The organism is Pseudonocardia cypriaca (assembly GCF_006717045.1).
Lineage (GTDB): Bacteria > Actinomycetota > Actinomycetes > Mycobacteriales > Pseudonocardiaceae > Pseudonocardia > Pseudonocardia cypriaca.
In genome coordinates, this window is record NZ_VFPH01000001.1 from 3,253,354 (window position 1) to 3,267,911 (window position 14,558).

Consider the following 14,558-nt stretch of genomic DNA (forward strand, 5'->3'; position numbering starts at 1 on the left):
CCGCGTGCCCACGACCGACCGCGAGCTCACCGCCCTGCAGGGCGCGATCGCGGGCGAGGTGGTGTTGCCCGGGTCGCCGGACTACGACACCGCGCGCAAGCCGGCGATCGCCCGCTTCCACCACGTCCGCCCGCGCGCGGTCGTGCGCTGCGCCACGGAGCAGGACGTCGTGGAGACCCTCGCCGTCACCCGCCTGCTGCGGGAGCGGGTGGCGGTCCGCGGCGGGGGGCACTGCTTCGCCGGCCGCTCGTCGAGCACCGGGATCGTCCTCGACGTCTCCCCGATGGACACCGTCGCGCTCCGGGACGGGCTGGCCGTCGTGGGCGCGGGCACGCGGCTCGGGGCGCTGTACGACGCGCTCGACGTGCACGGCCTCACCCTGCCCGCCGGCTGCGGGCCGACGGTCGGGGTCGCCGGGCTCACCCTCGGAGGCGGGTTCGGGGAGCTGGGCCGCCGGTACGGGCTCACGTGCGACCGGCTCGCCGGCGCGCGGGTCGTGTGCGCCGACGGCCGGGTCCTCGACTGCGACCCGCACCGCGAAGCGGACCTCTTCTGGGCGCTGCGCGGCGGCGGCCCGGGCTTCGGCGTGGTCACCACCCTGCTGTTCCACCCGGTCCCGGCGCCGCTCACCACGGTCTTCACCGCGACGTGGCCGGCATCGCACGCCGCGGCCGTGGTCGCGGCCTGGCCGGATTGGGCACCGGGCGCCCCCGACGAGCTCACCGCCACCCTCCGCCTGGTCGCCCCTGCCGAGCCCGAGCTGCCGGCCGAGGTGACGCTCGTCGGGACGATGCTCGACGGCGACCCCGCACCCCTGCTGGACGAGTTCATCCGTCGCGCAGGCGCGGAACCGGCTCGCGTGACGCTCACGCCCGGTTCGTTCCGGGAGGCGAAGCGGTCACTGGCCGGGCTCGGTGGGAACGGCGCGGAGCTGCCGGGCATCCAGTGCAAGCGCTCGGAGTTCTTCCGCCGCCCGCTACCGCCGGACGCGGCGGCGGCGCTCGCGCGCAGCGTGGTCGCCGACCGGGTGCCGGGCCAGGTCCACGAGGTCAGCCTCACGCCGTGGGGCGGCGCCTACAACCGGGTGCCGTCCGACGGCACCGCGTTCGCGCACCGGGCGGAGGCGTACCTGGTGGACAACACCATCACGACCGGCGATGACGTCCAGGGCGCCCGGCTCCGGCTGGACCGTTCCTGGTCGGCGATCGCCCCCTACGGCAGCGGTGGGGTCTACCCGAACTTCTCCGACCCCGACCGCGCACTGCCCGCCACTGCCTACCACGGCGGCAACCACGAACGGCTGCGGCGGATCCACGCCGCGGCCGACCCGGACGCCGTCCTGTCCCCACCACTGGAGGAAACATGCCCGGCCCCCTGACTCCCGACGAGCGCGAGCAGTTCCTCGCCGAGCCGCACGTGGCGGTGGTGAGCGTCGCCGCCGACCCCGATCGGGACCCGGACCGCCCGCCACTCGCCGTCCCCACCTGGTACCACTACACGCCCGGCGGCGACCTGTCCTTCTTCACCGGCACCCAGGGCCACCGCGCACGCAAGACCGGGCTGATCCGCCGGGCCGGGACCTTGACGATCACGGTCCAGAAGCACGACCCGCCCTGGAAGTTCGTCTCCCTGGAGTGCCAGGTGGTCGGGGACGACCACCCGCCGAAGCGCGAGCAGATGCTCCGGATCGTCGAGCGCTACCTGCCGCCGGACATGGCGGAGGGGATGGTCGAGGGCGAGCTCACCCACCCCGAGTCGCAGCTCGTGGTGTTCACGGTCCGGCCGACGCGCTGGACATCGTTCGACTTCGCGTGATAGCGAGCGCCCCGTGTCCGCACTGGTGCTGTACATGTCAATGTCGCTCGACGGCTTCATCGCCGGACCCGACGACCGTTCCGGCCAGGAGCTCGGCCGCCACGGCGGGCGGCTGTTCAACTGGCTCGACGACCGGATGTCCGACGGCCCGAACGGTCAGATCTTCCGCGAGGCGTTGGCGACCGGGGCCGTGATCTCCGGCCGGCGCACGTTCGAGCTCGCCGGGCGGTGGCAGGGCGACCACCACGACGGCGTGCCGATCTTCGTCCTCACCCGGCACGTCGACGAGGGTGACGTCCCGCCGGGCAGCGCCCGCTTCGTCACCGACGTCGAGGAGTGCGCGGAGCTGGCCAGGGCCGCGGCGCGCGATCGGACCGTGCTGGTGCACGGGGCCGGGGCCGCCCAGGCACTGCTGCGGGCCGGGCAGCTCGACGAGATGGAGATCCACCTGGTGCCGGTGCTGCTCGGGGAGGGACGGCGCCTCTTCGACGAGCTCGGTCCCGAGCACATCGAGCTCGAACCGGTCCGGGTCGTGCAGGGGCGCGACGCCACACACATGCGGTACCGGGTGCGCCGCTGAACCGACTCCGCTGGACGAACGGCGCTCTCGTTCCACAGGTGCCGTTCGTGCCCACAACACTCCGCGGCGGGCGCCGAGCTGGGCTCGGACGGATCAGCATCCCATGATCGGTCCGAAATGGCGACGGATCGCCCTCCCGAGGGCGTAAAAGCGTGATCTCGCGGCGATCAACCCCGCATGATCGGTCCGGGATGAGGTGGATCGCCCTGGTGAGGGCGTTGAACCGCATCTCGCGAGGATCATGGGCGCTTCAGCGTGATCAAATCGACGTCATGGGTGCTTGATCTTGACCTGAGACGCGTGGTGTCGACCTGATCATCAAAACCCGGCTTGGCGCGCCGTTCCCGACACCCCTGCACCGGATGCCGTCGCGGACCGCTCCTGGCCTGGCGCGTAGTCCCCTCGGTCGCCTCGACCCCGCGCCTGTGGAGGTGGCGGGGTTGGGTGAACTACCGAATTCCGTGGTTGCGCGGGCGGCCGTCCCCGGCTGGGGGGCACGCCGTTCACGACGAGATCGTCACCGTCGGGTCCCCACGCGACTATCCGGTGGTCCCGACCCTCAATCAACAGGGGGTGACCACCGGATAGTCGCCGTGCATCCATTGGTCGGTGCAGCTCCGAGCGATCAACGCGAGGCGCGGTCGAGGATCGCGCCAACCCACCAACTCCCGCCAGCAGGCACGCCCGGACGAGAGTGCCGTTCGCGGCGGGCCGTCAGGCCTCCTCCAGCATGTCCGGGGTGACGGCGGAGTCGGTGTCGGGGATGCCGAGGTCGGCGGCGCGCTTGTCGGCCATGTGCAGCAGCCGGCGGATCCGCCCGGCGACGGCGTCCTTCGTCATCGGCGGGTCGGCGAGCTGGCCCAGCTCCTCGAGGGACGCCTGGGTGTGCTCGACGCGCAGCTTGCCCGCGGCGAGGAGGTGGTTCGGGACGTCGTCGCCGAGGATCTCCAGCGCCCGCTGCACGCGTGCGGCGGCGGCCACGGCTGCGCGGGCCGAGCGGCGGAGGTTGGCGTCGTCGAAGTTGGCCAGCCGGTTGGCGGTGGCGCGGACCTCGCGGCGCATCCGCCGCTCCTCCCACGCGAGCACGCTCTCGTGCCCGCCCATGCGGGTGAGCAGTGCACCGATCGCGTCGCCGTCGCGGACCACCACCCGGTCGGCGCCGCGCACCTCCCGCCACTTCGCGGTGACGCCGAGCCGGCGCGCGGCACCGACCAGCGCCATCGCCGCCTCCTGGCCGGGGCAGGTGACCTCCAGCGCCGAGCTGCGGCCGGGCTCGGTGAGCGAGCCGTGCGCGAGGAACGCGCCCCGCCACGCGGCCTCCGCGTCGCACACCCCGCCGGAGACGACAGGCGGCGGCAGGCCCCGCACCGGGCGACCCCGGACGTCGAGCAGGCCCGTCTGGCGCGCGAGGCCCTCGCCGTCGCGCACCACCCGCAGCACGTAGCGGGCACCGCGGCGCAGCCCGCCCGCGCTGATCACGTGGGCCTCGCAGGTGTGGCCGTAGAGGTCGTGGATCTCGCGGCGCAGCCGCCGCGCAACCGACCCGGTGTCGACCTCGGCCTCGACCACGACGCGGCCACCGACGATGTGCAGCCCACCCGCGAAGCGCAGCAGCGCTGCGACCTCGGCGCGCCGGCAACACGGCTTCGTGACGACGAGCCTCGAGAGCTCGTCCTTGACCGCCGCGGTCATCGCCATGCGTTCGACCTCCTCGTTTCCTGCTCCCGGGGTGCTGACCGGGTCTGCGTGTCGAACCCCGTACCGTCGGAGCCCCCGTCCAGCTCGGCGAGCACGACGCCGAGGGCGTCGGCCAGCGCGGCGGGGTCGTGGCGGGGCACCGTCATCTCGGGATCGGCGGGGTCGGCCGCGGCGACGGGTGCCAGGTGGACCCGGCCGCCGGGCGCGAGCATCACGGCAGCGGTGCGGTGCAGCAGCTCGGGCACCGGGACGGCCGTGACGTCGGCGATCACCGCGTCGACCCGCAGTTCCGGGGCGTGCTGCGAGAGCACGGCCAGGTGCTGCTCGGGGGAGAAACCGGCCGTCTCCCCCGGCTCGGGCGCCAGGTTGAGCACCACGATGCGGCGCGCGGGCGACGCGATCAGGGCCTCCCGCAGCTCGGGCACCAGCAGGTGCGGGATCACGCTGGTGAACCACGAGCCCGGACCGAGCAGCAGCACGTCGGCGGCCTTCACCGCGTCGAGCGCCTGCGGGCAGGCCCGTGGGCGGTCCGGGCGCAGCCACACCCGCTGCACGCGCCCCGGCGTGGACGCAACCGCGACCTGACCCCTGATCAGCGCCCCGTCCGGCAACCCCAGCCCGGTGACCTCGGCCTCGATGTCGAGCGGGTCGCAGCTCATCGGCAGCACCCGCCCGCGCAGCCCCAGCAGCGCCGCGACCTCGTCGAGCGCGGCAACCGGGTCGCCGAGCACCTCCATCAGCCCGGCGAGCAGCAGGTTCCCGACCGCGTGCCCGGCGAGCGCGCCGGTGCCGCCGAAGCGGTGCTGCACGAGCTCGCCCCAGCGGCGCCCCGACTCGTCCTCGGCGGCGAGCGCGGCCAGCGCCATCCGCAGGTCCCCGGGCGGGAGCAACCCCAGCTCACGGCGCAACCGGCCGGACGAGCCGCCGTCGTCGGCCACGGTGACGACCGCGGTGACGTCGTCGGTGAGCCTCCGCAACGCCGACAGCGTGGCGTGCAGCCCGTGGCCGCCTCCCAGGGCGACGGCCCTCCTCATTCGCGCCCCAGGTCGCGGTGGGCCACGTTCACGGTGACCTCTTCGGAGCCGGCGAGCCTGCGGGCCATCTCCTCGCTGATCGCGACGCTGCGGTGCTTGCCACCGGTGCAGCCGACCGCCACCGTGAGGTACCGCTTGCCCTCCCGCCGGTAGCCGGCTCCGACAAGCCGCAGCAGCTCCAGGTAGCGACCGATGAACTCCTCGGCGCCGTCCTGGCTGAGCACGTAGTCGCGCACCGTGCCGTCGCGGCCGGTGAGGTCGCGCAGCTCCGGGATCCAGTACGGGTTGGGCAGGAACCGGACGTCCACCACGAGGTCGGAGTCCATCGGCAGGCCGTACTTGTAGCCGAACGACACCAGCGTGACCCGCGTGACCTGTGCAGCCTCGGTGCCGAACGCGCGCTCCAGGGTGGCCCGCAGCTGCGGCACGGCCACCGTGGAGGTGTCGACCACCAGGTCGGCGTTCTCCCGGAGCGGCCTGAGCAGCTCCCGCTCGGCCGCTATCCCGTCGACCAGCCGGCCGTCGCCCTGCAACGGGTGGCTGCGCCGCACCTGCTCGAAGCGACGCACCAGCACGGCGTCGGAGGCCTCCAGGAACAGCAGGCGCGGCTTGTAGCCGCGGGCGTCGAGGTCCTTGATGACGGCGCCGAGGTCGGCGGTGAAGGCCCGGCTGCGGACGTCCATGACGACGGCGATCCGGGTGATCTCGCCCCGGGCGCGGGCGCCGAGGTCGACCATCGTGGCGATCAGCTCGGGCGGCAGGTTGTCGACCACGAACCAGCCGAGGTCCTCGAGGACCTTCGCCGCGGTGCTGCGGCCGGCGCCGGACAGCCCGCTGACCAGGGTGACCTCGATCCCCGACGGCTCGGACCCGCCGATGACACCCCCGCGGTCGCCTCTGCTCACCGCGCCGTCGGTCACCGCTTCATCGGTCACTGCGCCGTCGCTCACTGCGCCGTCGTTCACTGGGCCCCCTGCCCGGCCGCTGCCGGTTCCGTGCTCTGCTCGCCGTTCAGCGCGGCGAGCACCGCGGCCGCCGTGCGCGGGCCGAAGCCCGGCAGGGCGGCGATCTCGTCCACTGCGGCGGCCTTGATCTTGCGCAGCGAACCGAAGTGCTTCAGCAGCGCCGCGCGCCGGGCCGGCCCCAGCCCGGGGACGGCGTCCAGCTCAGAGGCCACCATGCTCTGCGAACGACGCTGCCGGTGGTAGGTGATGGCGAACCGGTGCGCCTCGTCGCGGACCCGCTGCAGCAGGTAGAGGCCCTCGCTGGTGCGCGAGAGGATCACCGGGTCGGGTTCGGCGGGCAACCACACCTCCTCGAGGCGCTTCGCGAGCCCGCAGACCGCGACGTCGGTGACGCCCAGCCCCGCGAGCACGTCGGCGGCAGCCTCCACCTGCGGCTGGCCACCGTCGACGACCAGCAGGTTCGGGGGGTAGGCGAACTTGCGGGGGCGGCCGGTCTCCGGGTCGATGCCCGGGCGGTGCTCGGGAACTCCGGCGGGCACCTCCCCGGACTCGCCGTGGTCGGGCTCGCCGTTACCCGGTCGGGTCTCGGCGCTGGTTTCTGCGAGGTAGCGCCGGAAGCGGCGGCGGACCACCTCGGCGATCGCCGCGACGTCCCCGCCCTCGGCCCCGCCGCGTACCTCGAACCGGCGGTACTCGGACTTGCGGGCGAGCCCGTCCTCGAACACCACCAGCGACGCCACGACGTTGCTGCCCTGCACGTGGCTCACGTCGATGCACTCGATCCGCAGGGGCGCGCTGTCGAGCCCGAGCGCGTCCTGGATCTCCTGCAGCGCCGCCGAGCGCGCCGTGAGGTCGCCCGCGCGCCGGAGCTTGTGCTGGGTGAACGCCTCCGCTGCGTTTCGCGCCACCGTCTCGGCCAGCGCGCGTTTGTCGCCGCGCTGCGGCACCCGCAGCTGCACCCGCGACCCGCGCAACCGGGAGAGCCACTCGACGAGGGAGCCGGACTCCTGGGGGAGCACCGGCACGAGGATCTCGCGCGGCACGGGCTGGGTGGCGTCGTCGGCCGAGCCGGCGAGAGCGGCCTGCTCGCCGTAGAACTGGGTGAGGAACCGCTCCACGAGCTGGGCGGTGTCGGTGGGCTCCACCTTGTCGATCACCCAGCCGCGCTGGCCGCGGACCCGGCCGCCACGCACGTGGAAGACCTGCACCGCGGCCTCCAGCTCGTCCTCGGCGAACGCGACGACGTCGGCGTCGGTGCCGTCACCGAGCACCACGGCCTGCTTCTCCATGGCGCGGCGCAGCGCCCCGATGTCGTCGCGCAGCCGCGCCGCCCGCTCGAACTCCAGCTGCTCGGACGCATCGGCCATCTTCCGCTCGAGCTGGCGCACGAGGTGGTCGGTGCGCCCCGACAGGAAGTCGCAGAAGTCCTCGACGATCGCGCGGTGCTCGTCGGCGTCGACCCGGCCCACGCACGGGGCGGAGCACTTGTCGATGTAGCCGAGCAGGCAGGGGCGCCCGATCTGGCCGTGGCGCTTGAACACCCCCGCGCTGCAGGTGCGCGCCGGGAACACCCGCAGCAGCAGGTCGAGGGTCTCCCGGATGGCCCACGCGTGCGCGTACGGCCCGAAGTAGCGCACACCCTTGCGCCGGGGACCGCGGTAGACGTGCAGCCTCGGGAACTCCTCGTTCATCGTGGCCGCGAGCACCGGGTAGGTCTTGTCGTCGCGGTAGCGGACGTTGAACCGCGGGTCGAACTCCTTGATCCAGTTGTACTCGAGCTGCAGGGCCTCCACCTCGGTGGTGACCACGGTCCACTCGACCTTCGCCGCGGTGGTGACCATCTGGCGGGTGCGCGGGTGCAGGCCGGTGAGGTCGGCGAAGTAGGAGTTGAGCCGCTGCCGGAGGCTCTTGGCCTTGCCGACGTAGATCACGCGCCCGTGCGGGTCGGAGAACCGGTACACCCCCGGCGCCTCCGGGATGGAACCGGGCGCAGGGCGGTACCGGGAGGGGTCGTTCGAGACGGGATCGCGCATGGCTCCTCCAGGGTAGGACCGCGGGGCGACACGCCCGGGCGGGGCCGCCTGCCCGGCGCGTCGCGGCCGTGGTGTAGGCGCTCCCCGGAACTGTCACCGCCCCGTGGTTACATCTCCCTACCACGAACAGACGTTCGATCCGGGGGGTTGTCATGGGTGCGGAGAAGGTCGGCACGCCGAAGCTCGCCACCGTCCGCAAGCTGCTCGCCAAGGCCGAGCGCGCGGCCACCGCAGCCGAGTCGGAGATCTACACCGCCAAGGCCGTCGAGCTGATGGCGCGCCACGGCATCGACGCCGCCCTGCTCGCCGCGGCCCATCCGGGCAGCGACGGGATCGGTCCGCTGCGGATCGCGATGCAGGACCCCTACAGCGCGGGCAAGGCCCGTCTGCTCGGCTGGACGGCCGCCGCGCTCGGCTGCCGCTGGGTGCTGCACGGCGCGTGGAGCGGGCGGGTCGCCGCGGTCACCGTGTTCGGCCACGCCTCCGACCGCGAACGGGTGGAAATGCTCTACACGTCGTTGCTCCTGCAGGCCACCACACAGCTCGTCCGGGTGCGACCACCCCGGCCGGGCGAATCCGTCGCCGCCTACCGGCGGTCCTGGCTCGAGGGGTTCGCCGCGCAGGTCCACCGCCGCCTCGTCGAGGCCGAGGAGCATGCCGCCGGACACGCGGCCGCCACCTCGTCCGGCGGAGTCGCGCTGGTGCTGGCCGACCGGCGCCGCCGCGTCGACGAACAGTTCGGCGCCACCTACCCCCGCCTCGCCACGCTCCGCCCCAGGGCCCTCTCCGGCTCCGGCCGCGCCGCCGGCGCATTGGCCGGGCAGCGGGCCGACCTGGGCGGAGGCGGCGGGCTCGGGGTCGGGGAGCGGCGGGCGTTGGGGGCGTAGCCGGTCAGACGGGGAGGGCGATGAGCCGCTCCACCACCGTGTCCAGCCGCTCGGCCACCACGTGGGGGCGGTCCACCACGTCCGACAGCACCCCTTCGAGGCGGGTGGCGAGGCCGCCGATGAGGCCGGCACGCACGGCGCCGTGCACGTCCCACGAGTGCGCGGCCACGAGCGCCACCTTCTCCCGCGCCAGCTCCACCCGGTGGCACGCCCAGTGGTACACCCGGGCGGGCGGCTTGAACGAGCTGATCGCCTCGGTGGAGAACGTGTCGCGCAGGTAGGTGCGCAGGCCTGCCTTGTCGAGGGCGTCGCAGGCCACCGACTCGGTGCCGTGGGTGAACCCGAACGCCGGGATCCGGGCCCGGGCCAGCGCCATCAGGGCGGGCTCGACGTCCGGGTGCGGCGGCAGCTCGCGGAACCCGGCGATCACGTGCTCCACCGCCTCGTCGGAGAGGGTGTGGCCGGTGGTGGTGCGCAGGGCGGCGCGGGCCACGTCGCCGAAGGGACGCACGGCCCCGGCGAGCGTGTGGGCCATCCCGTCGCGGAGCGTGCGGGTGAAGAACAGCTCCCATTCGTGCGCCGGGCGCCCCACGTCCACGAAGCGGGCCCCCAGGGCGTCCACCTGGAGCATGGTCTCGAACACGTCCAGGAGCACGGCCCGCGGCCGGCGATCGGGAGCACGCAGCCCGGTCGTCGCGGCGGTACCCGACGTGATCGTCATCCGACCCCTCCCTGGGATTGCCTCATTTGCGGGCGCCCCGTCTGGGTGAAGATCGTCGCTCAGCGCGACAGCGTGTCGCGATTCGGCAGCGTTGAGTAGCGCCGAACGGCTCGCAACACGCGCCGAACGCGCAGTGCCCGCAACGGTGCGAGAGCGTAGCCCGGATAGCTCGCCAACCAGGTGGCGCTGCCGAGACTCACGACATCCGCACCCGCCCAGAAGTACTCGCGGCAGTCGTCCACGGTGCGGATGCCGCCGGTGGCGATGATCGGGAGTGTCACACCCGCCTCGCGCAGTTCGCTCACCACGCGCAGGCCGATCGGCTTGATCGCCCGGCCCGAGAGGCCGCCATAGCGGTTGGCGAGCCACGGCGTGCCGGTGCGCGGGTCGAGCCGCAACGCCTTCACCGTGTTGATCGCCGTCAGCGCCGACACCCCGGCCTTGGCGGCCTGCTGCGCGTTGCGCAGGTAGTCGTAGTCGGGCGAGAGCTTGAGGATCACCGGGTGGTTGCTGCGGGGCACGGCTTCGTCGAGCACGTCCTGCAGGATCGTCGAGAAGTCGAAGTTGACGTTGTGGCAGCTCACGTTGAACTCGACGGCCGCGATGTCGCCCGCGGGCACCGCATCGTTCACCCGGTCCACGAGGGTGACGAACTCCTCGGCCGAGAACCCGCCGAGCGAGATGATCGTGCGCTGGTCGCGGGTGCGGGGGTAGTAGTCGCGCAGGTAGGCGTCGATGCCGATGTTGCACCAGCCGAACGCGTTGAGGAACCCGCCGTCGGTGCCGCGCAGCACGGTGCCGTACCGCTTCAGCAGCCCGGGCAGCTCGCGCAGCGCCCAGTCGTCGCGGGTGGTGAAGTGCCCCTCCCGCGGCTCCACGGTGAGGGTGCGCGTGGTGACGGCGCCGAACTCGGCCAGCGGCACGAACAGCGACACCGGGCTCATGCCGTACGGGAGGAGCGGGGAGTTCGCCACGCCGTACCCGAGCAGGCTGGACGAGGTGACGAGGCGGTTGCGGAGCACGATGTCACCCAGCCGCACGCCTTCCGTGCGGTGGGGACTCGTCTCGCGGGAGCGCAGCACGCCCCGATGCTACGTGCGGTTCAGGAGGACGAACGGGACCGGGCGTGCAGCGCACGCACCCGGGTGATCGCGTCCACCGCGCGCCGGCCGTCGACGGCCTGGATCGCGAGGACGGCCAGGTACTCGTCGTCGGGGAGGTCCAGCCGGGCCCACGAGGCACCGTCCGGGAACGCGACCCGCAGCACGAGCGACCAGGGCAGCCGCCGCGTGACGAGGACGTTGCGCACCTCGATGCCCTCGGCGTCGGCGCGCACCCGCGGCCGGGCGAACAGCAGCAGGCCGCCCGCGATGAACAGCCCGAGCAGGACGAGCGCCACCTGGTCGGCGAACCGGAAGTAGACCCCGGTCTGCACGTTGCGGAGCACGACGGCGATCGCCACGAAGAGCGCGACCGTCACCACGGCGCCCACCCAGGACGCGATCAGCATCTTCCGCGGGCGCACCACCACGACGTCACGGTCCGGGGTGGGCACGGCGCCAACGGTACCGGCCTCGGCACCTGCTGGAGCGTTCACCGCCCGGTCCTCAGGTCGCGCAGCACGAGCGCCGTCTGGAGCGCTGCCACGCACGCCTCGGTGCCCTTGTCCTCGGTGGCGCCCGGCCGGCCGGACCGGTCGAGGGCCTGCTCCCGGGTGTCGCAGGTGAGCACGCCGTTGCCCACCGGGGTGCGCTCGTCGAGCGCCACGCGGGTGAGGCCCGCGGTGACGGCGTCGCACACGTACTCGAAGTGGGGGGTGCCGCCGCGGATCACGACGCCGAGGGCCACCACGGCGTCGTGGTGCACGGCGAGCTCCTGGCAGACCACGGGCAGCTCCACCGTGCCGGGCACCCGCACCACCGTGGGGGACTCCACGCCCGCCTTCACCGCCGTGGCGACCGCGCGCTCCAGCAGCACGTCCACGATGTCGGCGTGCCAGGTGGTGGCCGCGATGGCCAGCCGCAGGCCCGACGCGTCGGGCAGCTGCACCGCCGGACGCCCCTCGCCACTCATACGTCCCCCTCTACGAACCCGTGCCGTCGGCGAGCACTCCGCGCTCGACCGTGTCGAGATCGGGCAGATCATGCCCCATCCGGTCGCGCTTGGTTCGCAGGTACCGCAGGTTCTCCCGGTGGGCGCGCACCGGCAGCGGCACGCGACCGGTGATCCTCAGGCCGTAGCCCTCGAGACCGGCTCGCTTGTCGGGGTTGTTGGTGAGCAGCCGCATCGACTTGATGCCGAGGTCGGCGAGGATCTGGGCGCCGGTGCCGTAGTCGCGGGCGTCGGCGGGCAGGCCGAGCGCGAGGTTGGCGTCGACGGTGTCGGCGCCGGCCTCCTGCAGCTGGTAGGCCTGCAGCTTGTGCAGCAGGCCGATGCCCCGGCCCTCGTGCCCGCGCATGTAGAGCACCACGCCACGCCCCTCAGCGGCCACGGCGGCGAGCGCGGCGTCGAGCTGCGGCCCGCAGTCGCAGCGCAGGGAGCCCATGACGTCGCCGGTGAGGCATTCGGAGTGCACGCGCACGAGCACGTCCTCGCCGGTGCCCTCCGGAGTGGCGATGTCGCCGCGCACCATGGCGATGTGCTCGATGCCGTCGAGCAGCGAGTCGTAGCCGTAGGCGATGAAGTCGCCGTGGGCGGTGGGGATGCGGGCCTGCGCCACGCGCACGACGTGCTTCTCGAAGCGGCGGCGGTAGGCGATCAGGTCGGCGATCGTGATGAGGGTGAGGTCGTGCTCCTCGGCGAACACCCGTAGCTCGTCGCCGCGAGCCATGCCGCCGACGTCCTTCTGCGACACGATCTCGCAGAGCACGCCCGCCGGCCGGAGCCCGGCGAGGCGCGCAAGATCGACCGCGGCCTCGGTGTGGCCGGGCCGGCGCAGCACACCGCCCTCCCTGGCTCGCAGCGGGAGGATGTGGCCGGGGCGCACGAGGTCACCCGGGCCGGTGGCCGGGTCGGCGAGCAACCGGATGGTGTGGGCGCGGTCGGCCGCCGAGATGCCGGTGGTGACGCCCTCCTTCGCGTCCACGGTGACGGTGAACGCGGTGCGGAAGCTGTCGGAGTTGGTGTGGTGCATCGGCGGCAGGTCCAGCCGGTCGCACTCGCTCTCGGTGAGCGGCACGCAGATGTAGCCGGACGTGTAGCGCACCATGAACGACACGAGCTCCGGCGTGGCCATCTCGGCCGCGAAGATCAGGTCGCCCTCGTTCTCACGGTCCTCGTCGTCGACCACGACGATCGCCTTGCCCGCACGCAGGTCCGCCACGGCGCGCTCGATCGACTCGAACCCCCCGGGTGTCACCGGCTGCGCCGTACCACCGTCCACACTCACCGGGCCCGGGCCTCCTCGTGTGCCGACGGGACGCCGCCCTGAACGCCGCCGTATCCCGCCGTGAGCCGCTCGACGTACTTCGCAACCACGTCGACCTCCAGGTTCACGGTATCCCCCGGCTGCCGGAATCCGAGTGTGGTGTGCGACAACGTCGTCGGGATGAGTGCCACGGTGAACGTGTCGGGCGACACCCCGGCCACCGTGAGCGACACCCCGTCCACGGCGATCGAGCCCTTCTCCGCGACGTACCGCGCGAGGTCGGGGGCGAGGCTGAAGCGCACCTCGTCGGTGCGCTCGCCCGGTGAGCGGGACACCAGCGTGGCGACCCCGTCGACGTGCCCCTGCACGATGTGACCGCCGAGCCTCCCACCCACCGGAACGGCCCGCTCCAGGTTCACCTTGGTGCCGGGCACGACGGCGGCGAGGCTGGAGCGCTTGAGCGTCTCGGGCACCAGCTCGACGGTGAAGGTGCCGTCGGTGCTGCCGTCGGGATCCACCACGGTGAGGCACACGCCGTTGACGGCGATCGAGTCGCCGTGACGGGCGTCGGAGGTGACCGTCCGCCCGCGGACCGTGAACACCACCACGTCCGCGCTCTCCCGTACGGCGATGACCTCGCCGATCTCCTCGACGATCCCCGTGAACACGCCCGCACTCCCCTTTCGCCCCGCCCACCGCCGGCGCTACCCGCCGTCGGAACCGCCCGCGTCCGCACCGCCCGGTGCAACCCGCCCGGCCTGCCGTTCGTTCCCCGGTCAGGCCCAGCGGTGCGCGGACACGCCCCGCACCCGCTCGCGCAGCGCCTCCACCGCGCGCGCCGGGTCATCGGCGCCGTACACGGCAGAGCCGGCCACGAAGCAGTCGACGCCCGCCTCGGCCGCCTCCTCGATCGTGTCGGCGTTGATGCCTCCGTCGATCTCGACGAGCAGCGTGAGGTGGCCCGTGTCGACGAGGCGGCGCGCGGTGCGCACCTTGTCGAGGACCTCCGGCATGAACTCCTGCCCGCCGAACCCCGGCTCGACGCTCATGACGAGCAGCGTGTCGTAGTGGCGCAGGGTCTCCAGGTGCGGCTCGAGCGGCGTGCCCGGCTTGACGGACAGGCCCGCGCGGGCACCGGCGGCACGCAGGTCCTTGGCCAGCGCCACCGGGTCGCGGGAGGCCTCCACGTGCACCGTGACGTTGTGGGCGCCCGCCTCGGCGTACCCCACGGCCCAGCGCTCCGGGTCCTCGATCATCAGGTGGCAGTCGAGCGGCACGTCCGTTGCCTTGCACAGCGCCTGCACCACGGGCAGGCCGAGCGTCAGGTTCGGCACGAAGTGGGCGTCCATCACGTCGACGTGCAGCCAGTCGGCCCCCCGACCGGGCGGGCCCGCCACCGCGGCCGCCTCATCGGCGAGCCGGGCGAAGTCGGCCGCGAGGATGCTCGGCGCGATCATG

Annotated in this window: 15 protein-coding genes; 4 read left to right on the top strand and 11 right to left on the bottom strand. The window is 73.4% G+C overall.

Annotation, left to right across the window (positions count from 1 at the left end):
* Positions 1–4 precede the first annotated feature (4 nt).
* The 3 genes from FB388_RS15480 to FB388_RS15490 are packed head-to-tail and all read left to right on the top strand — an operon-like array spanning position 5 to position 2,395.
* On the top strand, positions 5–1,378 hold the full coding sequence (locus tag FB388_RS15480; protein WP_142101545.1) for an FAD-binding oxidoreductase: 1,374 nt from the start codon (positions 5–7) through the stop codon (positions 1,376–1,378).
* A complete protein-coding gene (locus FB388_RS15485) occupies positions 1,363–1,815 on the top strand; it encodes a pyridoxamine 5-phosphate oxidase (protein WP_142101547.1) in 453 nt (150 codons plus the stop codon). Before FB388_RS15480 ends, FB388_RS15485 begins: the two co-directional genes overlap by 16 nt.
* Positions 1,816–1,828: 13 nt before the next feature.
* Positions 1,829–2,395, top strand: coding sequence for a dihydrofolate reductase family protein (locus FB388_RS15490; protein ID WP_246121953.1), 567 nt, complete (start codon positions 1,829–1,831; stop codon positions 2,393–2,395).
* A gap of 714 nt (positions 2,396–3,109) precedes the next feature.
* Here FB388_RS15490 and whiA read toward each other — a convergent pair.
* From whiA to uvrC, 4 genes are read right to left on the bottom strand one after another with little or no spacing between them, the layout of a single operon-like run.
* Entirely contained in the window at positions 3,110–4,093 is a 984-nt protein-coding gene (gene whiA / locus FB388_RS15495) for a DNA-binding protein WhiA (RefSeq protein WP_142101549.1), read from the bottom strand.
* Positions 4,084–5,127 carry a gluconeogenesis factor YvcK family protein gene (locus tag FB388_RS15500; protein WP_142101552.1) on the bottom strand — a complete coding sequence of 348 codons (1,044 nt, stop codon included), beginning with the start codon at positions 5,125–5,127 and terminating at the stop codon, positions 4,084–4,086. The genes whiA and FB388_RS15500 overlap by 10 nt, the downstream gene beginning before the upstream one ends.
* Positions 5,124–6,032, bottom strand: coding sequence for an RNase adapter RapZ (gene rapZ, locus FB388_RS15505; protein ID WP_142101555.1), 909 nt, complete (start codon positions 6,030–6,032; stop codon positions 5,124–5,126). Before rapZ ends, FB388_RS15500 begins: the two co-directional genes overlap by 4 nt.
* A gap of 56 nt (positions 6,033–6,088) precedes the next feature.
* The gene (gene uvrC / locus FB388_RS15510) at positions 6,089–8,125 is read right to left on the bottom strand and encodes an excinuclease ABC subunit UvrC (protein ID WP_142101557.1); all 2,037 of its coding nucleotides are present in this window, start codon (positions 8,123–8,125) and stop codon (positions 6,089–6,091) included.
* A gap of 152 nt (positions 8,126–8,277) precedes the next feature.
* Here uvrC and FB388_RS15515 point away from each other — a divergent pair, with 152 nt between their 5' ends.
* Positions 8,278–9,012 (top strand): DUF2786 domain-containing protein, encoded by a 735-nt coding sequence (locus tag FB388_RS15515; protein ID WP_142101559.1) that lies wholly within the window; start codon positions 8,278–8,280, stop codon positions 9,010–9,012.
* Positions 9,013–9,016: 4 nt separating this feature from the next.
* On the opposite strand, the gene FB388_RS15520 is transcribed toward FB388_RS15515, so the two are convergent.
* The 7 genes from FB388_RS15520 to rpe all read right to left on the bottom strand — a co-directional run bounded on the left by FB388_RS15520 (position 9,017) and on the right by rpe (position 14,557).
* The gene (locus tag FB388_RS15520; RefSeq protein ID WP_142101561.1) at positions 9,017–9,733 is read right to left on the bottom strand and encodes an HAD-IA family hydrolase; all 717 of its coding nucleotides are present in this window, start codon (positions 9,731–9,733) and stop codon (positions 9,017–9,019) included.
* A 59-nt stretch (positions 9,734–9,792) separates the two neighbouring features.
* Complete coding sequence (locus FB388_RS15525; RefSeq protein ID WP_142101563.1) at positions 9,793–10,815, bottom strand: beta/alpha barrel domain-containing protein; 1,023 nt, start codon at positions 10,813–10,815, stop codon at positions 9,793–9,795.
* 20 nt (positions 10,816–10,835) lie between these two features.
* On the bottom strand, positions 10,836–11,243 hold the full coding sequence (locus FB388_RS15530; protein WP_142103170.1) for a PH domain-containing protein: 408 nt from the start codon (positions 11,241–11,243) through the stop codon (positions 10,836–10,838).
* An 83-nt stretch (positions 11,244–11,326) separates the two neighbouring features.
* Entirely contained in the window at positions 11,327–11,806 is a 480-nt protein-coding gene (gene ribH / locus FB388_RS15535; protein WP_142101565.1) for a 6,7-dimethyl-8-ribityllumazine synthase, read from the bottom strand.
* Between the two features lie 10 nt (positions 11,807–11,816).
* Positions 11,817–13,091 carry a bifunctional 3,4-dihydroxy-2-butanone-4-phosphate synthase/GTP cyclohydrolase II gene (locus FB388_RS15540; protein WP_142101567.1) on the bottom strand — a complete coding sequence of 425 codons (1,275 nt, stop codon included), beginning with the start codon at positions 13,089–13,091 and terminating at the stop codon, positions 11,817–11,819.
* Positions 13,092–13,117: 26 nt separating this feature from the next.
* On the bottom strand, positions 13,118–13,768 hold the full coding sequence (locus FB388_RS15545; RefSeq protein ID WP_142101569.1) for a riboflavin synthase: 651 nt from the start codon (positions 13,766–13,768) through the stop codon (positions 13,118–13,120).
* Positions 13,769–13,876: 108 nt separating this feature from the next.
* Complete coding sequence (gene rpe / locus FB388_RS15550) at positions 13,877–14,557, bottom strand: ribulose-phosphate 3-epimerase (RefSeq protein ID WP_142103172.1); 681 nt, start codon at positions 14,555–14,557, stop codon at positions 13,877–13,879.
* Position 14,558: the final 1 nt, after the last annotated feature.

Coding starts and splice junctions, on each gene's coding strand:
- FB388_RS15485 (WP_142101547.1), top strand. CDS start 1,363: ATGCCCGGCCCCCTGACTCCCGACGAGCGCGAGCAGTTCCTCGCCGAG.
- FB388_RS15515 (WP_142101559.1), top strand. CDS start 8,278: ATGGGTGCGGAGAAGGTCGGCACGCCGAAGCTCGCCACCGTCCGCAAG.
- whiA (WP_142101549.1), bottom strand. CDS start 4,093: ATGGCGATGACCGCGGCGGTCAAGGACGAGCTCTCGAGGCTCGTCGTC.
- FB388_RS15530 (WP_142103170.1), bottom strand. CDS start 11,243: ATGCTGATCGCGTCCTGGGTGGGCGCCGTGGTGACGGTCGCGCTCTTC.
- rpe (WP_142103172.1), bottom strand. CDS start 14,557: ATGATCGCGCCGAGCATCCTCGCGGCCGACTTCGCCCGGCTCGCCGAT.
- ribH (WP_142101565.1), bottom strand. CDS start 11,806: ATGAGTGGCGAGGGGCGTCCGGCGGTGCAGCTGCCCGACGCGTCGGGC.
- FB388_RS15500 (WP_142101552.1), bottom strand. CDS start 5,127: ATGAGGAGGGCCGTCGCCCTGGGAGGCGGCCACGGGCTGCACGCCACG.
- FB388_RS15520 (WP_142101561.1), bottom strand. CDS start 9,733: ATGACGATCACGTCGGGTACCGCCGCGACGACCGGGCTGCGTGCTCCC.
- uvrC (WP_142101557.1), bottom strand. CDS start 8,125: ATGCGCGATCCCGTCTCGAACGACCCCTCCCGGTACCGCCCTGCGCCC.